This is a genomic window from Martinezella lusitana, assembly GCF_014207095.1.
Lineage (GTDB): Bacteria > Pseudomonadota > Alphaproteobacteria > Rhizobiales > Rhizobiaceae > Rhizobium > Rhizobium lusitanum_B.
The window spans coordinates 607,939-626,319 of sequence record NZ_JACHBG010000002.1 but is presented as its reverse complement, the minus strand read 5'-3'; the positions used below and the strand labels follow the sequence as shown (position 1 = coordinate 626,319).

Annotated in this window: 15 protein-coding genes; 6 read left to right on the top strand and 9 right to left on the bottom strand. The window is 59.7% G+C overall.

What is annotated here, in order from left to right:
- Positions 1-179: 179 nt before the first annotated feature.
- Together GGD46_RS07550 and GGD46_RS07545 are read left to right on the top strand one after the other, a co-directional pair.
- Positions 180-383: a hypothetical protein gene (locus GGD46_RS07550; RefSeq protein ID WP_184703103.1), complete on the top strand. Its 204-nt coding sequence runs from the start codon at positions 180-182 to the stop codon at positions 381-383.
- An 80-nt stretch (positions 384-463) separates the two neighbouring features.
- Positions 464-925, top strand: coding sequence for a GNAT family N-acetyltransferase (locus GGD46_RS07545; protein WP_184703102.1), 462 nt, complete (start codon positions 464-466; stop codon positions 923-925).
- Positions 926-1,026: 101 nt separating this feature from the next.
- Here GGD46_RS07545 and leuA read toward each other — a convergent pair whose 3' ends face one another.
- Positions 1,027-2,739, bottom strand: coding sequence for a 2-isopropylmalate synthase (gene leuA, locus GGD46_RS07540; protein WP_184703101.1), 1,713 nt, complete (start codon positions 2,737-2,739; stop codon positions 1,027-1,029).
- Positions 2,740-3,067: 328 nt separating this feature from the next.
- The gene (locus tag GGD46_RS07535; RefSeq protein WP_184703100.1) at positions 3,068-4,252 is read right to left on the bottom strand and encodes a benzoate/H(+) symporter BenE family transporter; all 1,185 of its coding nucleotides are present in this window, start codon (positions 4,250-4,252) and stop codon (positions 3,068-3,070) included.
- A gap of 191 nt (positions 4,253-4,443) precedes the next feature.
- Here GGD46_RS07535 and GGD46_RS07530 point away from each other — a divergent pair, with 191 nt between their 5' ends.
- Both GGD46_RS07530 and GGD46_RS07525 read left to right on the top strand, forming a co-directional pair.
- On the top strand, positions 4,444-5,229 hold the full coding sequence (locus GGD46_RS07530; RefSeq protein ID WP_184703099.1) for a DeoR/GlpR family DNA-binding transcription regulator: 786 nt from the start codon (positions 4,444-4,446) through the stop codon (positions 5,227-5,229).
- Between the two features lie 16 nt (positions 5,230-5,245).
- Positions 5,246-6,442: an MFS transporter gene (locus GGD46_RS07525; protein ID WP_184703098.1), complete on the top strand. Its 1,197-nt coding sequence runs from the start codon at positions 5,246-5,248 to the stop codon at positions 6,440-6,442.
- A gap of 285 nt (positions 6,443-6,727) precedes the next feature.
- Here the strand turns inward: GGD46_RS07525 and GGD46_RS07520 are convergent, their stop codons facing one another.
- A complete protein-coding gene (locus tag GGD46_RS07520) occupies positions 6,728-7,315 on the bottom strand; it encodes an ATP-dependent Clp protease proteolytic subunit (protein ID WP_184703097.1) in 588 nt (195 codons plus the stop codon).
- Between the two features lie 232 nt (positions 7,316-7,547).
- Between GGD46_RS07520 and GGD46_RS07515 the strand changes: the two genes are divergently transcribed.
- The gene (locus GGD46_RS07515) at positions 7,548-8,375 is read left to right on the top strand and encodes a DUF2076 domain-containing protein (RefSeq protein ID WP_184703096.1); all 828 of its coding nucleotides are present in this window, start codon (positions 7,548-7,550) and stop codon (positions 8,373-8,375) included.
- 56 nt (positions 8,376-8,431) lie between these two features.
- Here GGD46_RS07515 and queF read toward each other — a convergent pair whose 3' ends face one another.
- Positions 8,432-8,896 carry a preQ(1) synthase gene (queF, locus tag GGD46_RS07510; RefSeq protein WP_184703095.1) on the bottom strand — a complete coding sequence of 155 codons (465 nt, stop codon included), beginning with the start codon at positions 8,894-8,896 and terminating at the stop codon, positions 8,432-8,434.
- A 364-nt stretch (positions 8,897-9,260) separates the two neighbouring features.
- Here queF and bluB point away from each other — a divergent pair, with 364 nt between their 5' ends.
- Positions 9,261-10,004 carry a 5,6-dimethylbenzimidazole synthase gene (gene bluB, locus GGD46_RS07505; protein WP_246806227.1) on the top strand — a complete coding sequence of 248 codons (744 nt, stop codon included), beginning with the start codon at positions 9,261-9,263 and terminating at the stop codon, positions 10,002-10,004.
- Positions 10,005-10,042: 38 nt separating this feature from the next.
- On the opposite strand, the gene GGD46_RS07500 is transcribed toward bluB, so the two are convergent.
- The 5 genes from GGD46_RS07500 to GGD46_RS07480 all read right to left on the bottom strand — a co-directional run bounded on the left by GGD46_RS07500 (position 10,043) and on the right by GGD46_RS07480 (position 18,273).
- Positions 10,043-10,678, bottom strand: a complete 636-nt coding sequence (locus tag GGD46_RS07500) for a glyoxalase superfamily protein (protein WP_184703094.1) — start codon at positions 10,676-10,678, stop codon at positions 10,043-10,045.
- A 117-nt stretch (positions 10,679-10,795) separates the two neighbouring features.
- The gene (locus tag GGD46_RS07495) at positions 10,796-11,506 is read right to left on the bottom strand and encodes a TIGR02117 family protein (RefSeq protein ID WP_313206289.1); all 711 of its coding nucleotides are present in this window, start codon (positions 11,504-11,506) and stop codon (positions 10,796-10,798) included.
- 130 nt (positions 11,507-11,636) lie between these two features.
- A complete protein-coding gene (locus tag GGD46_RS07490; RefSeq protein ID WP_184703092.1) occupies positions 11,637-13,826 on the bottom strand; it encodes an anthranilate synthase in 2,190 nt (729 codons plus the stop codon).
- Positions 13,827-14,081: 255 nt separating this feature from the next.
- Positions 14,082-15,605, bottom strand: a complete 1,524-nt coding sequence (locus GGD46_RS07485; RefSeq protein ID WP_184703091.1) for an ABC-F family ATP-binding cassette domain-containing protein — start codon at positions 15,603-15,605, stop codon at positions 14,082-14,084.
- A 424-nt stretch (positions 15,606-16,029) separates the two neighbouring features.
- Complete coding sequence (locus GGD46_RS07480; RefSeq protein ID WP_184703090.1) at positions 16,030-18,273, bottom strand: TonB-dependent hemoglobin/transferrin/lactoferrin family receptor; 2,244 nt, start codon at positions 18,271-18,273, stop codon at positions 16,030-16,032.
- Positions 18,274-18,381: the final 108 nt, after the last annotated feature.

Below are 18,381 nucleotides of genomic sequence, written 5' to 3'. Positions count from 1 at the left end.
GACGACATGACGCTCTACTTCTTTGATTCTAGAGCGGATTCAGATTCTAGGTCAAACAAACCCAAAATCATCCGGCTCTAGCAGCTCCCCTCGCTTTTGCAGCTTGCAGCCGCCGTCGGGCCGATGGATAATACCATGCGGTAATCGCACTGCATCGTCATCTTTGTTGGAGTTTCAACATGTCGGACGTACTGCTGACCATTCCGGAAATCGACAGACGCATAGCGGTCATCAAGGAAAATCTCCGCGAACTGATCGAACAGGCAACCGCCTTTTCCGGCGCAGCCGACGAAGAGCGGACATCGGAACGCATCGCCGATCAAGAAGAAGAGCTTGAGCGGCTGACGAAGCAGCGCGACGAGCTCGCCAACAAGAAATCATAAACGCAACAATCGCGAAGTTTCGTGCTTCGCCCGCGGTCGGTTTCGCCACCAGCCGCCCCTTCCCTATGTGAGCGAGAGACATGACCGATAATTTTCTTGTCCGGCCCGTGAAGCGGCAAGACTACGAGCAGTGGCTCGTCCTGTGGGAGGGTTACAACAGGTTTTACGGACGCTTCGATGCGACGGCGCTTCCCACTGCCATCACGCAGATGACCTGGGAGCGATTTTTCGATGCTTATGAACCGGTACACGCGCTAGTCGCCGAAAAAGACGGGCAGCTTCTCGGGCTGACGCATTATCTCTTTCACCGCAGCACCACGGCCATCGAGCCGAGTTGCTATCTGCAGGACCTGTTCACCAGCGAGGCCGCTCGCGGACTGGGCATCGGGTCGGCCTTGATCGAAGCCGTTTACGCACAGGCCCGGCAAGCGGGCTCCCCTCGCGTCTACTGGCAAACGCACGAAACGAACGCGACCGCGATGCGCGTTTACGACAAGATGGCCGAACGTTCCGGCTTTGTTGTCTACCGCAAGCTATTGTGAAACGGCTGCCCAGCCCGCTGCGCCCCCCGCCAGTCGCCAAAGAAATATCCCCTCGACGATAATCGAGGGGATCGAATTTTATTGAACCTCTGCGGCTGAGTTCAGCCCTTTGAGGCCTTGATATCGAGCACGCGGTTGGCAGCCGAGACGATTGCCTCGAGAGAGGCGGCAACGATGTTCGTATTGATGCCGGCACCGAAGATTTTCCCGCCATCATAGGAAATCTCGACGTAGGAGATCGCCGCGGCGTTGGAACCGTGCTGCAGCGAATGCTCGGAGTAATCCTCGACCGACATCGGCACGCCGAGATAGATCGAGAGCGCGTTGATGAAGCCATCGATCGGGCCATTGCCGCGGCCTTCGATGCGCTTCACTTCGCCATTGTCGGAAATTTCGGCCGCGACGATGCGCTGGCCCTTGTGCTCGGGATCGGCGAAGGTGTGGTGATCGATGAACCGGATGCGGGCGTTCGGCTGCGTGACGTAGCGCTCGATAAAATGCTCGTAGATGCGCTTGGACGGCAATTCCTTGCCTTCCTCGTCGGTAATGCGCTGGATCTCCTCGCGATACTCCACCTGCAGATTGCGCGGCAGGTTCAGGCCGTAGTCCTGCTGCATGATGTAGGCGATGCCGCCCTTGCCGGACTGCGAGTTGATGCGGATGATCGCCTCATAGGTGCGGCCGACATCCTGCGGATCGATCGGCAGATAGGGTACTTCCCAAACCGGATCGTTGGCGACCTTGGCGGCCTTCATGCCCTTGTTGATCGCATCCTGGTGCGAACCGGAGAAGGCCGTATAGACCAGCTCGCCGACATAGGGGTGACGCTCGCCGATCGCCATCTGGTTGGAATATTCGAAGACTTCCTTCATGTGCTCGATATTGGAGCAATCCAGCTCGGGATCGACGCCTTGCGTGAACATGTTCAGCGCCATGGTGACGACGTCGACATTGCCGGTGCGCTCACCATTACCAAAGAGCGTACCTTCGACGCGGTCGGCGCCGGCCATCAGCGCCAGCTCGGCGGCTGCGATGCCCGTGCCGCGGTCATTGTGCGGATGCAGGGAGATGATCAGATTTTCGCGGTTGTCGAGATTGCGGCACATCCATTCGATCTGGTCGGCATAGATGTTCGGCGTCGCCATCTCGACCGTCGACGGCAGATTGATGATCAGCTTGTTATCAGGCGTCGGCTTCATGACGTCGATGACGGCGTTGCAGATTTCCAGCGCTACATCCAGCTCGGTGCCAGTGAAGCTCTCGGGCGAATATTCGAAGCGATAACCGCCGCCGGCCTTGGCCGCCATGTCGGTGATCATCTTGGCCGCATCGACGGCGATCTGTTTGATGCCCTGCACGTCCTTGGCAAACACCACGCGGCGCTGCAATTCGCTGGTGGAATTGTAGAAATGCACGATCGGCTTGTTGGCGCCTTCCAGAGCTTCGAAGGTGCGAGTGATCAATTCCGGGCGGCACTGGACGAGAACCTGCAGCGACACATCGTCAGGCACGTTGCCCTGCTCGATGCACCAGCGGGCGAAGTCGAAGTCGGTCTGCGAAGCAGAGGGGAAGCCGATCTCGATTTCCTTGAAGCCCATATCCAGCAGCAGCTGGAACATGCGTGCTTTGCGATCGTGACCCATCGGATCGACCAGCGCCTGATTGCCGTCACGCAGGTCGACCGAGCACCAGATCGGCGCCTTGGTGATCACCTTGGACGGCCATGTCCGGTCGGGAATGTTGATCTGGGGATAGGCGCGGTATTTCACCGTCGCTTCGGGCATGCCTTTGGGGGAATGGCTGTTCGCGTCCATGGTCTCGTCTCTTCCTTTCCCGTCATTTTATCCCGCGTCTTAACCGATCGGATGCGGCTTGGCGATGATAAATACGGACCCTTTGCGGGTATGCTGTCGATTTTAGGGTAAGTCGCGAGGAGCGATGGCCAGCGGGCTTTTCGGCCGCCGGGCGCTCCTCAAAGGACCCGGCAACCGCGCGTAAGGCCGAGGAGGAGAAGCGAAGTAAGGGCGCGCGTATTGTCCCGCAAGGCTACTCGCCCACGTGCAATCTGCTCGGAAATCTTTGCGCCAGTCAACTTCATGGCCGCGCTTATAGCCGCCGGATGAGAAAGACGCAACCCCCTGCTCACTTCTTCAGCATCTGCACGCCGCGCGACAGCGCCATCATCAGGCCGCCCGCAACCAGGCCCCAGAAGGCGCCGGAGATTCCGCCGAAGGAAACGCCCGATGCCGTTACAAGAAAAGTAATGGCCGCAGCCTCCCGCGAATCCGGCTGCTGGAAGGCATTGAGCGCAGAATTCGACAACGCACCAACGAGTGCCAGGCCGGCAACGGCCTCGATCAGAATCGGTGGCGCAAGCGCAACAAAAGCCGTCACCGCGCTCGCGAGCAATCCGAGGATGACATAGCCTACACCAGCAATGATCGCCGCCCAGTAGCGCCGCTTCGGATCAGCATGAGCATCCTGCCCAGCACACATCGCGGCGGTGATGGCAGCGAGATTGACGGCGTGGCCGCCGAAGGGAACGGCGAGAAGCGAGAAGACGCCTGTTACGGCAAACAGCGGACCAGGATTCGGATCGTAGTGATGCACCTTGAGCACGACGATGCCCGGTATGTTCTGCGACGCCATCGTCACGATGAACAGCGGCAGTGCAATGGAAACAATGCCGGCCAGCGTAAACACCGGCTTTACGAACTCCACTGTCGGCAACAACGAGTGCTCGATCGAACCAAGTGCGCCGTCCGGTATCTTTACGCCGAAGGCCAGCACCAGCGCAAAGGCGGCAAGGGCCGCCGGCACCGCCCAAAGCCTCTTGAACGAGCCGACGACGATCCAGGCCAGGATGATCGGCAGGCCGAAGGCAGGATTGAAAGCAATCGCCCTCACTGGCGCAAAGCACAGGCCGATCAACACGCCGGCAAGCATGGCGTTGGCAAGTGGCGCCGGGATCGAGGCCACCGCACGGCCAAACGGGCGAAAGAGCCCGGCAATGACAATCAATATTCCACAGATGAGGAAGGCCCCGACCGCCGCCGAAAATCCACCCTCGATCGCCCCGCCGCTTGCGAGCAAAGCAGCGCCAGGCGTGGACCAGGCGATGCTGATCGGCAGTCTGGTGACTGTACTGAGCACGATCGCGCAAAGACCCATCGCGACCGACAATGCCATAAGGCCAGAGGCAGCCTGAGCGTCGGAAGCGCCCACCACCTGAAGGCCGTGAAAAACGACGGCAAAGGAGCTGGCGAAACCGACGAAAGCCGTGAGGCAGCCCATGAACAGGCTTTGAACGGAGAGATCTTTGAGCATGACAGCGGAGACTCGGACGAAAGATGATTGAAATCGCATGGAGCATTACGCGCGTCGGGCGTGCAAGTGCAGTTTCGCGACAAAATGGCAGTGCCAATCGTCAAATCGATCGCCGCATGTTTCAAGATCGGCGCAAATCGTGCATAAACGTGCATATTGACTCTCTTGTTCATGCACGATATTGCAAATTCATGAGCACTTCACTTCCACTGTCCCGACGCGACATCATAGAGGCCCGCCTTGCCGAGGGACGGCAGGTGGTGGCTACCTCGCTCGCAGCCGAGTTCGACGTCTCCGAAGACGCCGTGCGCAGGGATCTGCGAGCGCTTGCGGCAGAGGGCAAATGCCGGCGTGTCTATGGCGGCGCACTTCCGCTTTTCACGCCTTCGCAACCCATCTCAGCCCGGATCGGCAAGGCATCCGCTCGAAAGAGGATATTGGCACAGGCGGCTGTGACGATGATCGAGCGCGGGGAGTTCGTATTCCTCGATAGCAGCAGCACCAACCTTGAAATGGTGGAGCTGCTGCCGAAGAGCCTCGACGTGACAGTTGCCACCAATTCCGTCGAGATCGCCAGCGCCATCATGAAGCGCGGCGATATCCCCCTCGTTGTTATCGGTGGTGCGGTCAATCCTGTCGTGGGCGGATGCGTCGACGCCTCAGCCGTTGCCGCAATCGCCGCTTTGAACATCGACCGCTGCTTCCTCGGCGTCTGCGCCATTTCGGCAAGAACCGGCATCAGCGTGTACGAACATGCGGACGCAATCTTCAAGCGGATGCTGCTGGAGAGAAGCGCGTCGCGGATTGGGCTGATCACATCTGAAAAATTCCACGAACGCGCGCCGCACCGCATCGGCGGCGCTGCCAACATTGATTGGCTTATTGTCGAGGACGACCTGCCTGACGATGACGAGAGGGCGGCGATCGGCGCCGGTTTCTCGCTCGTGAAGCCGCGAGACGTGACGTCATCCTCCTGATTTCGAAGGACAAGCAATGACCACGCAATCAACGAACCGGCCGGAAACCCGGCTGGCAACAAGACTGGCCTTCCTGGTGGGAGGCTTCAGTCTCGCCTGCTGGGCTCCTCTCGTGCCCTTCGCCAAAGCCCGGCTCGGTGTCGACGACGGCGTGCTCGGCATGCTGTTGCTTTGCCTGGGTCTCGGTTCGGTCGCGGCGATGCTTGCCACCGGCATGTTAAGCGCCCGCTATGGCAGCAAGCCGATCATCATTGCCGGCGGACTAGGGTTGGCGCTCACTCTGCCGCTCCTGACCATAGCCAGCACGCCGTTTACGCTCGGCATTGCCCTGGCCGCCTTCGGTGCCTTTCTCGGATCGCTCGACGTCGCCATGAATATTCACGCCGTCGAAGTCGAGAAGAGTTCGGACCAACCGCTAATGTCCGGCTTTCACGCGCTTTTCAGCATTGGCGGCTTTATCGGCTCCTTGCTGGTCACGCTGCTGCTATCCGTCGGCGCCGGCCCCTTCGTCGCAACAGTGCTATGTGCTGCTCTGATGATAATCGCCATTGTCGTCGCTTGGCCCAGACTGCTGAAGACGGTTCCGTCCGAGGATGCACCGCTCTTTGCCATTCCTCGCAGCTTCGTCATGCTGCTTGCCATCCTCGCCGCCATCACCTTCCTTGTCGAAGGCGCCATTCTCGATTGGAGTGCGCTGCTCCTCACCACCCAGGGCCTGGTCAATACGAGCCACGGCGGCCTCGGCTACATGCTGTTCGCAATCGCCATGACCATAGGACGTCTCGGCGGAGACAGGATCACGGCAAAGCTCGGTGACAAGGCAATGATGCTATGGGGCGGGCTTGTCGCCGTGATCGGCTTTGTCGTGCTGTTGCTCAGCCCTATCGCGATCCTTGCCATGAGCGGCTTCCTCTTGATCGGCTTCGGCGCCTCCAACATCGTGCCGGTACTCTTCCGCAAGGGAGGAACACAGACGGTGATGCCGGCGGGACTGGCCATCGCCGCGATCACCATGACCGGTTATGCCGGCGTGCTGATCGGACCCGCCAGTGTCGGCTTCGTCGCGGATCATGTCGGCCTGCCCGGTGCTTTCTGGATGCTCGCCCTCTTGTTCTGCGCCGCACCTTTTTGCGCCGGCGTTGTCACCCGCAATCGAGATCAAGGTGAAGCAGGAACGGAGACCCATGCTTCATACCGCTCCGTGGATACGTGAGATCGGCGCTGCGATGACGCTGCGGTCCCGTTCGGGGCTGACGCCAGCGAGCAGGATCGAACCGGCAACCGCCTTTTGCATTCTTTAGGCGCAATAGCGGCTTTAAAAGTTCGCCACCTCTGGAAACGTTGCACCCTCTCGAGTGGCGAAGGCTGGCGGCGGATCGTTCCGCCGCCGGCACTATGTTTCACCCCAATGACCGTTTCCGTCCGCGCCAAATGGAAAAGCGCCCCCGCCTGCCTTCCGGCAAAACGAGGGCGCTATGTGTAAGCAAAATCCGCTAGATCAGATGTCTGCCTGCGAGGTCACGATGCGCGAGACCAGACCGTAAGCCTTGGCTTCCTCGGCAGAGAGCCAGTAGTCACGATCCGTGTCCTTGGCGATGCGCTCGACTGGCTGACCGGTGGCTTCCGAGAAGATCTTGTTCAGGCGCTCGTTCATCTTGATGATTTCGCGTGCCTGGATCTCGATATCGGAGGCCATGCCGCGCGTGCCACCGGACGGTTGGTGCAACAGGAAGCGCGTATTCGGCAGGCAAAGGCGGCGCTCCTTCGGAGCGGCGACGTAGATCAGCGCACCGGCGGAAGCAACCCACCCCGTGCCGATCACCCAAACCTTCGGCTTGATGAACTTGATCATGTCGTGAATGGAATCGCCGGATTCGACGTGGCCGCCGGGCGAATTCACATAGATGCGGATATCGTCATCGCTGGCGGCGGAAAGCGCCACGAGCTGCGAGCAGACCTTCTGCGCCAGTTCCTGTGTGATACCGCCATAGATGAAGATCGAACGCGACTTGAAAAGATTCGCCTCCGCGTCCTTGCCCAAAGGCTGCTCGGTCTTCTTGTCTTCCTGTTCGTCTTCGTCGTTCATTCAACTCTCCAGCATGATGCGTCGTTCACCGCACATAGTGCGACTCAATGCGTAAAACAATGCTGGAAAAAGACAAGGCGGGAATAGCGACTGACAACATGGTGTTACGATTACGAATTACCGAAATGTAACTTGAACGGCTTTGAAAAGCCGAGATTGGATCCTACGTCAGGTCAGCGCGAGAAGAATCGCGCCCCGAAATTTACAGCAACAGATCGCCAAGGAGGCCATCATGTCGCCTGAAGAACGTCAATTGCTCGCCTCTCTCTTCGATCGCGTTCGCTCGGCCGGAAGTGCCCAGCGCGATGCCGATGCGGAAGCTTTCATCAACCAGTCGGTCCGCGACCAGCCCTATGCACCTTATTTGCTGGCACAGGCTGTCATCATGCAGGAACAGGGCATGAAGGCTGCTGCCGATCGCATCCAGCAGCTTGAGGCGCGCGTGCATGAATTCGAGCAGCAGGGCGCTGCCGCCAGTCAACCACAGGGCCAGAGCGGTGGTTTCCTTGGTGGCATCGGCTCGCTCTTCGGCGGCGGCCAGCAACAGCAGCGTGCACCCGCGCCGCAGGCCGCCAGCCCGCAACAGCAGGGCCGCCTCTATGACGATTATGCCCGCAATGCGCCACAGCAACAGCAGCCCGGCCCCTGGGGCGGCCAGCCACAACCGCAGCCATCCGGTCCCTGGACCCAACAGGCAGCCGCACCTTCAGCGGGCGGCAGTTTCCTGCGCGGTGCACTTGGCACGGCAGCCGGTGTCGCCGGCGGCGTGATGCTGGCGGAATCGCTCTCCAGCCTCTTCAGCCCGCATACCGGCGGCACAGGCAGCGGTCTCTTCGGCGGCAACGCCGGCAGCGGCCTCTTCGGAGCCACGGCAGCAAACGCGGCAGAACAGCCGGTGCAGGAAACCGTCATCAACAACAACTATTTCGGTAATGACGGCAATAGCGATCAGAATGATCAGAGCGCGGCCGATTACGCCCAGGATGCTGCTCAGGACGCTCTGGACGACGCCGATGACGATTCCTTCGACAACAGCGACGACGACAGCTCATTTGCCTGAGCCGAAGCCGGTGCCAGCCTAAAAAAGCCGCCATCCCCGGATGGCGGCTTTTTCATTCAACCTCGGCCGCGATAGGGTTGAACGCCCTGATCCGGCAACCAGACACCTTCCGGCGGCGTGCCGGTCTGCCAGAAGACGTCGATCGGAATACCGCCGCGCGGATACCAGTAGGCACCGATCCGCAGCCATTTCGGCTCCAGCAGCTCCACCAGCCGCTTGGCAATGTAAATCGAGCAATCCTCGTGAAATGCGCCGTGATTGCGGAAAGAGTGCAGGAAGAGCTTCAGCGACTTCGATTCCACCAGCCATTCGTTCGGCACATAGTCGATGACGATATGGGCGAAATCCGGCTGTCCCGTCATCGGACACAGCGAGGTGAATTCCGGCGCGGTGAAGCGCACGACATAGTCCGTGCCGGCATGGCCGGATGGCACCTTTTCCAGAACGGCGGATTCGGGGTTGGCAGCCGTTTCCGTCTGGTTGCCGAGCATCGACAGGCCGGACACATCGGTTGTTGGCATCTCAGGTCTCCTTGATCATTCGAGGCGGATTCCACGGGCTTCCCTGCCCTCCGGCTCCACATGAATATTTATTCGGCCCCCACATGGATCGCCCTTGTGGCACCTTCAAGGCGACTAAAGCATGTCGCGTGAAGGTGCGCAGCGGTTTTGCGACAACGACATGCACGAAATCGAAAACCTAAGGCGTGGAAAGCGTATCTGAGAGATCGCGACGCATTTTGGGCCGCCTCTACGTGCCGGCCCAACAAAAGCCGCAGTCCAAATGCCGTTTGCAATCCGACACTCAGCTGCGCCTCAGCCCGATGTGCGAGAACGGACAGCAACGACCACCGTACCATAACAATCCAAGAAACAATGGTTGAACATGCCCGTCTTTGAGAATCTCGCCGGCACCTCTCCATCTTCACCAGCCAAGGCGCCTGCCCAAACAGCAGATCATCTGGTCGCAGCCGGCGCCTTTGCCGAAGAAGAACGCAACGCCGTCTATCGCGCCATAGAGACGCGCCGCGATGTGCGCGACCAGTTCCGGCCCGATCCCCTGCCCGACGACCTCGTCAGACGCTTGCTGGAGGCAGCCCATTCCGCTCCATCGGTAGGGTTCATGCAACCATGGAATTTCATCCTCGTCCGCCAATCGCAGACGCGCGAACGCGTTTGGCAGGCGTTTCATCAGGCCAATGAGGAAGCTTGCGCGATGTTCGAAGGCGACCGTCGCGCGCAATATCAGCGGCTGAAGCTGGAAGGCATCCGCAAGGCGCCGCTCAGCATCTGCATTACCTGTGACACCAAGCGCGGCGGCCCGGTCGTGCTCGGCCGCACGCACAACCCTGATACCGATGTCTACTCGACCGTCTGCGCCGTCCAAAATCTCTGGCTCGCGGCCCGCGCCGAGGGCGTCGGTGTCGGTTGGGTCAGCATCTTCCATGAGGACGCCATCAAATCGATCCTCGGCATACCCGAGCATGTGAAGATCGTCGCCTGGCTCTGCATCGGCTATGTCGACGAACTCTACGACATGCCGGAACTCGCCGTGAAGGGATGGCGCGACCGCCTGCCCCTCGACAAGCTTGTCTTCGAGGAAGGCTGGCAGGATTGCGATGATATGTGAGAGCCGCACTCTGCGGCAACCCTCGACAGATCAAAGCGTTACGATCTAAACGTAACAAACGAGATCACATTGCCATCCGGGTCGCGCACATGAAAATCGGTGCCGCCCCATGCTTGCTTGGCGAGCGGTTGCGCGAACTCGACACCCCGCGCCTTGAACTCCTCGAACAATCCCTGAACATTCGAAACTTCGATAGAGGCGAGAATGAGCGACCCCTCCTTTGCCGCCGCGGCAGCAAAATAGGGCTCATAGACGAGCCGCAAGTGGATCCAAATACCGTCGCGCGACACCGCACCATAGAACGGCGGTGACCCATGCAGAAATTCCGCTGCAAAGCCCAGCTTGTCCCTGAAGAAGGCCGCGCTGGCCGTCACATCCCGCACGAAAAGGATCGGTATGACGCTCTTGAAAACCGGCGGTTCGGGTGAAGCGGCCGGCGTCTTCGGCGCATCCGCGGCAACGGCCTTCAACTCGGCCCAATTTCTGTGGCCTGCTTCGACGGCAACGATCTCTTGCGCCAGCGCCAAAGGGAACTTCATCGCCAGGATCTCACGATCCGTCATTGCGCCGAAACGGTCGAGCACGCGAACTCTTCCGCCGATGGAATAGTCACGATCACGGTGCCAGCGCATCAGCAGCTTGGCTTGCTTGCGATAGGTATCAAGAGTGGGCATGGACGGACTCCTGCTGAGTGATATCAGCGGGCGGGCCTAGCCCTTTCGGCCCAATGCCGATGTGCCCCACAGGAACGCTCAAAGCGTAATTTACGGCCAGCCATAAGTCAAACAAAGCTAAGGCAAAGCGTGGCTTGCAGCGAAACGCTCATCCTCGTTATGCAGCTCAAGCGACCAGTGCAGCAGGAAAGGCAACGACGTCCAGAGACCGGAGGTCAATCCTGCTTGCCTCAGCGCGGCCGCAGTCCAGGTATTGCATCCCATGAACGCGTTGAAATATCCCCGTGCCTCGAAGAACGCATCGTTCTCACCATAATTGCTGCCGATCAACGCACTCGGCTGGCCGTTCGTTTGCTCGAAGCTGCCAAGAACGAACTGCTTGAGCCGCTCCAGCCCCTCGGCATCGAGGCTGATCGTCGCCACACCTGGCGCACTCGGGGGGATAGCGCCCGCCAGCTCCACATGCATGACCGAACGATCCAGAGCAAAGCTCTTCAACACGGGACCAGCCTTCAGATCGGCCCATGTTCGCGTCTCGATGTAGAAACTCCGGCCGCCCCAGCCGAAGACGATATAACGCAGGTTCGGATTGTCGAGATCGAGCCCGGACGTTCGCAGGAAGGCGAAACGGGCGAGAAGATCGCCATCGACGGGAATGGCAATATCCGTATGGATAGGGTTGCTGAGCATGAGGATTTGTTGCGAGCGCTCGGCTTTTCCAACCGGTGCGGCATGCCAGAGCGGCCGAGGCACGACAATGCCGAGGCCGACGAGAAGCGCGAGGGCAAATACGGCGAAAAAAACGCCCCTGAATATCCTTGAAATCACTGACCGAAAGCCCCCGCCAACAATCAATCTCTTTAGCGGTTTATTGGCTGTTTCAAGGCAGAAAAATACCCCCATTGCACTTTTTCCGAGTGCATGGGGGTATCAACTTTCATGGCTATGAGCTCTCGGCTCAGGCCGCTTTCGTTTTCGCCCGCCGCGCCAGATGGGCGACAACATTCTCGATCATCCGCATACCGGCGTCGCCGCCGAGCGTCATGATTGATTCCGGGTGGAACTGTACGGCCGCGATCGGCTCCTTCACATGCTCGATACCCATGATCGTACCATCCTCGCTTTCGGCAGTGATGGTGAACTCCGGCGGTAGGCTCGAGGGATCGGCAAAGATCGAATGATAGCGGCCAACCGTCACTTCGCGGCCGAGTCCGGAGAAGACAAGACCTGGCTCCAGCACGCGGATGCGCGAGGGCTTGCCATGCATCGGGATCGCCAGATGGCGCAGCTCGCCGCCATAGGCCTCGGCGATCGCCTGCAAGCCCAGGCAGACGCCGAAAATCGGCAGGTTGCGCGCCCTCGCCTTCTTGATCGTCGCCTTGCAATCGAAATCCTTCGGATTGCCGGGGCCTGGCGACAGCACGAGCAGATCCGGATCGAGCCGGTCGAAAACTTCTTCCGGCACCGGCGTACGCACGGTCGAAACCGTTGCGCCCGTCTGGCGGAAGTAGTTGGCAAGCGTATGGACGAAGCTGTCTTCATGGTCGACGAGCAGGATCTTCACGCCCTTGCCGACGGAAGCGACGTCACGTTGCTGTTTGCCGGAATTGCCGGTCTTGGCATCACGAATGGCGGAAAGCATGGCGGAGGCCTTCAGTTCGGTTTCGGCTTCTTCTTCCTCGGGGATCGAGTCGTTCAGCAGCGTCGCGCCCGCCCGTACCTCTGCAATGCCGTCCTTGATGCGGACGGTGCGCAGCGTCAGACCGGTGTTCATGTCGCCGTTGAAGCCGACCATGCCGATCGCGCCACCATACCATGCGCGCGGGCTCTTCTCATGGCTCTCGATGAAGCGCATGGCCCAGAGCTTCGGTGCGCCTGTGACAGTGACGGCCCAGGCATGGCTGAGGAAACCATCGAAGGCGTCCATGTCGTCGCGCAGACGGCCTTCGATATGGTCGACCGTATGGATCAGGCGCGAATACATCTCGATCTGACGGCGGCCGATGACCTTGACCGAACCCGGCTCGCAGACCCGGCTCTTGTCGTTACGATCGACGTCGGAGCACATGGTGAGCTCGGATTCGTCCTTCTTGGAGTTCAGGAGCTTCAGGATCTGCTCGCTATCGGCGATCGGGTCGTCGCCGCGCTTGATCGTGCCCGAGATCGGGCAGGTCTCGATGCGGCGACCGGAGACGCGCACGAACATCTCGGGCGATGCACCGATCAGATATTCCTGATTGCCGAGATTGATGAAGAAGGAATAGGGCGACGGGTTGATCGCCTTCAGGCGCTTGGAAATGTCTGATGGTTTGCTGTCGCAGCGTTCCATGAACTTCTGGCCAGGCACGACTTCGAAAAGATCGCCCTTTCGGAAGCTCTCCTTCGCCTTGACCACCAGCTCGGCATATTCGCCCGGGCGATGGTCGCTCTTCGGCGGGATGGTGTCGGTGTGATGGAAGGGCTCAGGCGCAATCTCGCCAGACTTGCCTTCGGTCGATTGACCGTCCTTGGCAAAGTCATAACGGTCGATCCAGGCCTTGGCGGAATAGTTGTCGACCACCAGAATTTCATCTGGCAGGTAGAGCACCATGTCGCGCTGGTCGCCGGGGCGTTCGAGCTTGAGGTTGATCGCGTCGAACTGGAATGCCAGATCGTAGCCGAAGGCGCCGTAGAAGCCGATGCTGGCGTCGGCCTGTGAATAGAATAGCTCCGTCACTGCGCGCAGGACGGTGAAGACCGTCGGCATCTTCGAGCGCTCTTCCTCGGTGAAGACACGATCCGGCGTCTTTACCGTCAGATCCAGCCGGCGCGGCGACGAAGCACCGAGAACCACCTCTGAAACCGTCTTCAGCTTCTCCGCGATGAAGCCGAGGATAATCTCGCCGCGCTCGTTATAGGCTTCGATCCAGACATTGCGTCCATTGCAGGACAGGCCGAGCGGCGGATCGACGACGGCTGTATCCCAGCGCGTATAGCGGCCGGGATATTCGTAGTTGGAGGAGAAGACGGCGCCGCGGCGCTCATCGAGCTTGTCGATGTAGGACGATACGGCGTCCGCATAAGGCGTCGGCCGGCGCTGCCGGGTGACGGTAATGCCGCCTTTCGTCTCGTAGATTTCCGCACCATCATCCCGAAGGATCGTTACCATTGTTCCTCACTCCGTTGTCGGGCCCGGATGACAGGCGGCCAATATAACAAAAAAGCCGCCTCGAAATCTCGGGCGGCTCACTCGTCGTCTTTGAACACGATTGGTCGAGGCCGCCTCAGCGTGCCCACCACCAAACTGCAATGTTGTTCAAGGACATGTTCATGGCGGAATTGTTAGCGTGAGATGCCGCGATACGCAAGCCGCAATCTCGGCAATGGGCAGAAACGATTTTTCGTCCCTGCCGATCCCCTATTCCTAGCCCTGCGTCCTGGCCGCTTCGAAAAACTCCTCCGGACTATCGACTTCGACCAGCCGCTTCCGGTCGATCAGCCAGAAGCGATTGCCGACCGAGCGCACGAAACTGCGATCGTGCGAAACGAGCAGGCAGCTCGCCTCGCTTTCCATCAACTCGCCCTCCAGCGCCTCCTGACCATCGATGTCCAGATGGTTGGTGGGTTCGTCCAACAGGTAGAAGTTCGGATTGGTGAGCCTCAGCACCAGCATCGCCAAGCGCGCCTTCTGTCCACCGGAAAGCCTGCCGACCGGGCGACCCTGCATCTCGATGTTCATGCCGGCACCGGCAAGCAAGGTGCGCGCCCGTTGCTCGCCAAGCTCGAACAGCCGCGTAACCACGCCGAGCGGCGTGTCGTCCTGGCCGAGATTGGATAGCGACTGGTCGCTGTAGCCAAGCACCAGCGAGGGCGTTGCCTTGATGGCCTCAACGGCGAATTGATCCGCGATGGCAGAGCGGATCATCTCGACAAGGCGCGTCTTGCCGGCACCGTTGGCTCCCAGCAGGACGATGCGATCCCCCTGGCAAATCCAGCGTCTGCCCGTCTTGAACAACAGCGTCCCATCGGGCGTTTCGACGGAAGCATCCTCGAGCGTTACCAATATCTTCGCCTGCGTGCCGCGATTGGCAAGCTTGATGGCACCCGCCGAACGCTCCTGATAGCCCGGCCGCGCCGCATCCTCGAGGCGTTCGGCGCGCGCCTTCAACTGCTTCGTCTTCACCGTCAGCAGGTCGCTACCGGAATTGACGCCAAGATTGTAGAGCTTCGCCGCCTGTTTGCGCAGCTGTTGTGCCGTCTTCATATCCTTCTGATAGCGCCGCTCTTCCGAGGCATCCGCCTCGTCCAGCGCCGCCCGCGCCCGGCTATAGGGCAACGCATAGACCTGCGACTGCTCCTGACGCAGGAAGAGCGTACGGTTGCTGACGGCATCGAGAAACGCGCGGTCGTGGCTGGCGATCATCACCGACACATCGCGCGGCAACGCGTTCAGCCAGTCCTCCAGTAGTGCGATCTTGGCGAGATCGAGATGGTTGGTCGGTTCGTCGAGCATCAACACGTCGGGCTCGGTCACCCAGACGCGGGCAAGCATGGCGAGCCTTTGCCAGCCGCCGCTCAACTGGGCCAGCGTCCTCTCCCGCATCTCTGCGGGCACCGCCAATGAATCGAGTGTGACATCGACGCGCCAGCTTTCGCTCGCGATCTGCTCCTTCGGCAGCACGCGCAGAACGGCATCATAGAAGGAAACATCGAGAAGATTGGCAGGCACATACTGCTCGACATAACCAACACGGAGGCCGCGTGCCCGCGTGATATCGCCCGTCGTCGGCTCCAGCTTGCCCGCTATGCAGTTGAGCAGCGTGGTTTTCCCGCGTCCGTTCGCTGCAACGATACCGAGACGATCGCCTGCATCGACGGTGAGATTGAGGTTGGCAAACAACGGCGCGCCGAGAGTGGCGCCAAAATTGCGGAGATTGATCAGAGTCATGGTCTTATCCGGTCTTGCACGAGCATTCCCAAAGCATCGCCGCCGGCTCCTTTCGCCGTGCTGCAGATGTGGTTGGCCATTACAGGCCAATGCTCGAAAACATGTCATGACGCGGCCGCACGAGAACGCGCAAGCCTACGTCTCCCAAAGGGGCAGACCAGAAGAAATGAGTGAGTTACAGCCTCTGATCAGCCCTGCAAACGCATCTGCAGGGCACAAGTCGGACCGAACTGGCGAATATGCCAGACTATCTTTGTCATACGGTCCTCCTCTCTTTTCTCTCAATAGGTTTAAAGACTGCGCGCTTCAGATAGCATCGAACGATACGATTTACAATTGCGCTGACGTCCCGATGCATCCCCAGAGGGGCAAAAAAGAGGCGACGCCGAAGCATCGCCCGAGTTTGCTGCGTCGATGAGACGGCTTAGAACCTTTGCGTCAGCGTCAGCTTGAAGGTCCGGCCGGGCTCGGAATAGTAGGATGCAGGCTGCGTCTGTGCACCGCTGTAGGACGGTGAATTGAGCGCATCGTAATAGGTCTTATTGAAGAGGTTGTAGACGCCGCCGCGGATGCTGAGCCCCTTCACCTGTTCCGGCTCCCACCAACCCGTCAGGTCGAAGATGCCGTAGCCGGGTGTGCGCAGGGTGTCGCCCGTCTTCTTCGGCTCGCTGGTCGCCGCAACGAAGGTCAGGTCGGTTCCCCAGACTTCGGTAGCATAGCCGACCGTGAAGGCCGCTTTGGCGGGAGCAACGGAGTTGATCCACTGATCGGTGTCGGAGTCCTTGCCGTTCACATAGGCAAGCGCGCCATTGATATGGAAGCCATTGTCGAACTTCTTATGCGCGTTCACTTCGACGCCATACATGCGGACATTGGCACGGTTGAAATATTCGGTAATGCCGAGCGGATAGGTGCCCGTCGGGTCGCGGCGATTGGATGTGTCAATGAAGTTCTTGTATTTGTTGTAGAAAGCACCGACATGGCCGCCGAAGTCGTCGTCACCGAGGTTGGTGCCGATTTCGATACCGTTGCTGGTTTCGGGCTTCAGGTTGGGATTGCCGTAGTTTACGTAGCCGCCCGGCACGCCGTAATTCACGTAAAGCTCGCTGGCGCTCGGCGCGCGGAAGGCCATGGCCCATTGCGCGTAGATCTCGACATTGTCCTGCGGCTGGTACGAGGCGCGCAACTTCGGCGAGATACGGCTGTCCGACTGACCGGCGGGCAGACCGCGATAGTTGGCGCTGTCGCGATAAGCGGCCGTATTCTTCGGTGAGTAATCATACCATTCGAAGCCCAGACCCGGCATCAGCGAGAAGCCGCTGGAGCCGAACTCGATCTTGTCGTCGATGAAGGCACGAACGCGCCTGCCATCAACATCGGGCATGTCGGACTGGTTGGTGTGCAGGAACGAGCAGGAGAAAGCCCAACGCGGATTGGCGCAAGCGTCCTTGCCCGCCGAATACTGATGGATCTTGTTGAATGCGGTATCAAGACCGAAGGTGACCTTGTGATGCAGGCTGCCGGTATCGAACGCCTTGGAGGCGTTGCCGCTGAAACCGATGCTACGATCCCGCATCTCGTTGCTGCGCCAATAGTCGCCGATGACGGAAGTGTAGCGATAGCCGTCGACGCCGCCTTCACGCAGGAGGTTCTGCCAATAGAAAACGGCATTGGCGGTATCAAGCAGCGAATCGGCGCTCTCGGCCTCATACTTGTAATCGAGCGAAACACGATTGCGCTCGACATTATCAGTCGCATTGTAGTTGCCGGGCCGGAAGTTCCCGGTCGGGCTTTGCAGCGTCGTCAGATCGGTGGTCTTATCCTTGTTGTAGTGCTCCGCCGTGATGCCGAAGGTGCCGATGTCGGTATATTGGCGGATCTTGAACAGGCCGCTTCTCTGATTGTAGTCGGCCGGATTCGCCTCGGTACGCTTGGTCGAATAGCCGCCGACATCGCCATTGTTCTCAAGCTCATGACCACGCGTGTAGCCGCCCTGGAAGAGAACGGCGGTATTGTCGATGCGCTTGGCAACAGCCGCGGCACCGCCGATGCTGCGATCGTCGCCATTGTAGCCGAACTTGAAGACGCCGCCCCAGGTGGAGCCGGGTGCGATCAGATCTTCCGGCTCCAGGGTCCGCAGAACGAAGGCTCCACCGAGCGCGCCCGAACCGGCACGGCTGGAATCGGCGCCACGCACGACATCGACGCTGGAAAGCGCGTTGAAATCGAAGCTGTTCACACCGCCATTGGCACCGTTGGAGGAACCACGCGAAGCATCAAGAAGATAAGGAATTTCGATGCCGTCGACCGTGGTCAGCACGCGGTCATCGCCAAGACCGCGAATATTGACGCCGCCGCTGGCGCGATTGAAGCCGACGCCAACCTCGGTGCTTCGGCCGAGATCTTCGATGCGGGTGATCTGCTTGTCGTCGATCTCCTTGGCGGTCGTCTCGCTCGCAGTCGGGGAATCGGCAAGCACATCCTTGCTCGCCTTGCTTTTGCCGCTGACAACGATCGGCTTCAGGCTCGTGACCCGATCGCCCCTGGCGGCTTCACCAGTCGCCTCTTCATTCTGGACCGCCGTCTGCGCAAAAGATGCCGTCGTAAACCCAAGGGTCAGAAACGCGGTGCATGCTAAATGAGCCGAGCGTGAGCGCCGAACAACCATAACCATTCCTTTCGAACTGCTTCACCGGGCTGGCTGGTTGCTGCGTCGAAGGCAGGCAAGGGGCTGGCTAGGTTAGTCGTGTTAACGAGACGGAAATATTCCGCCTTC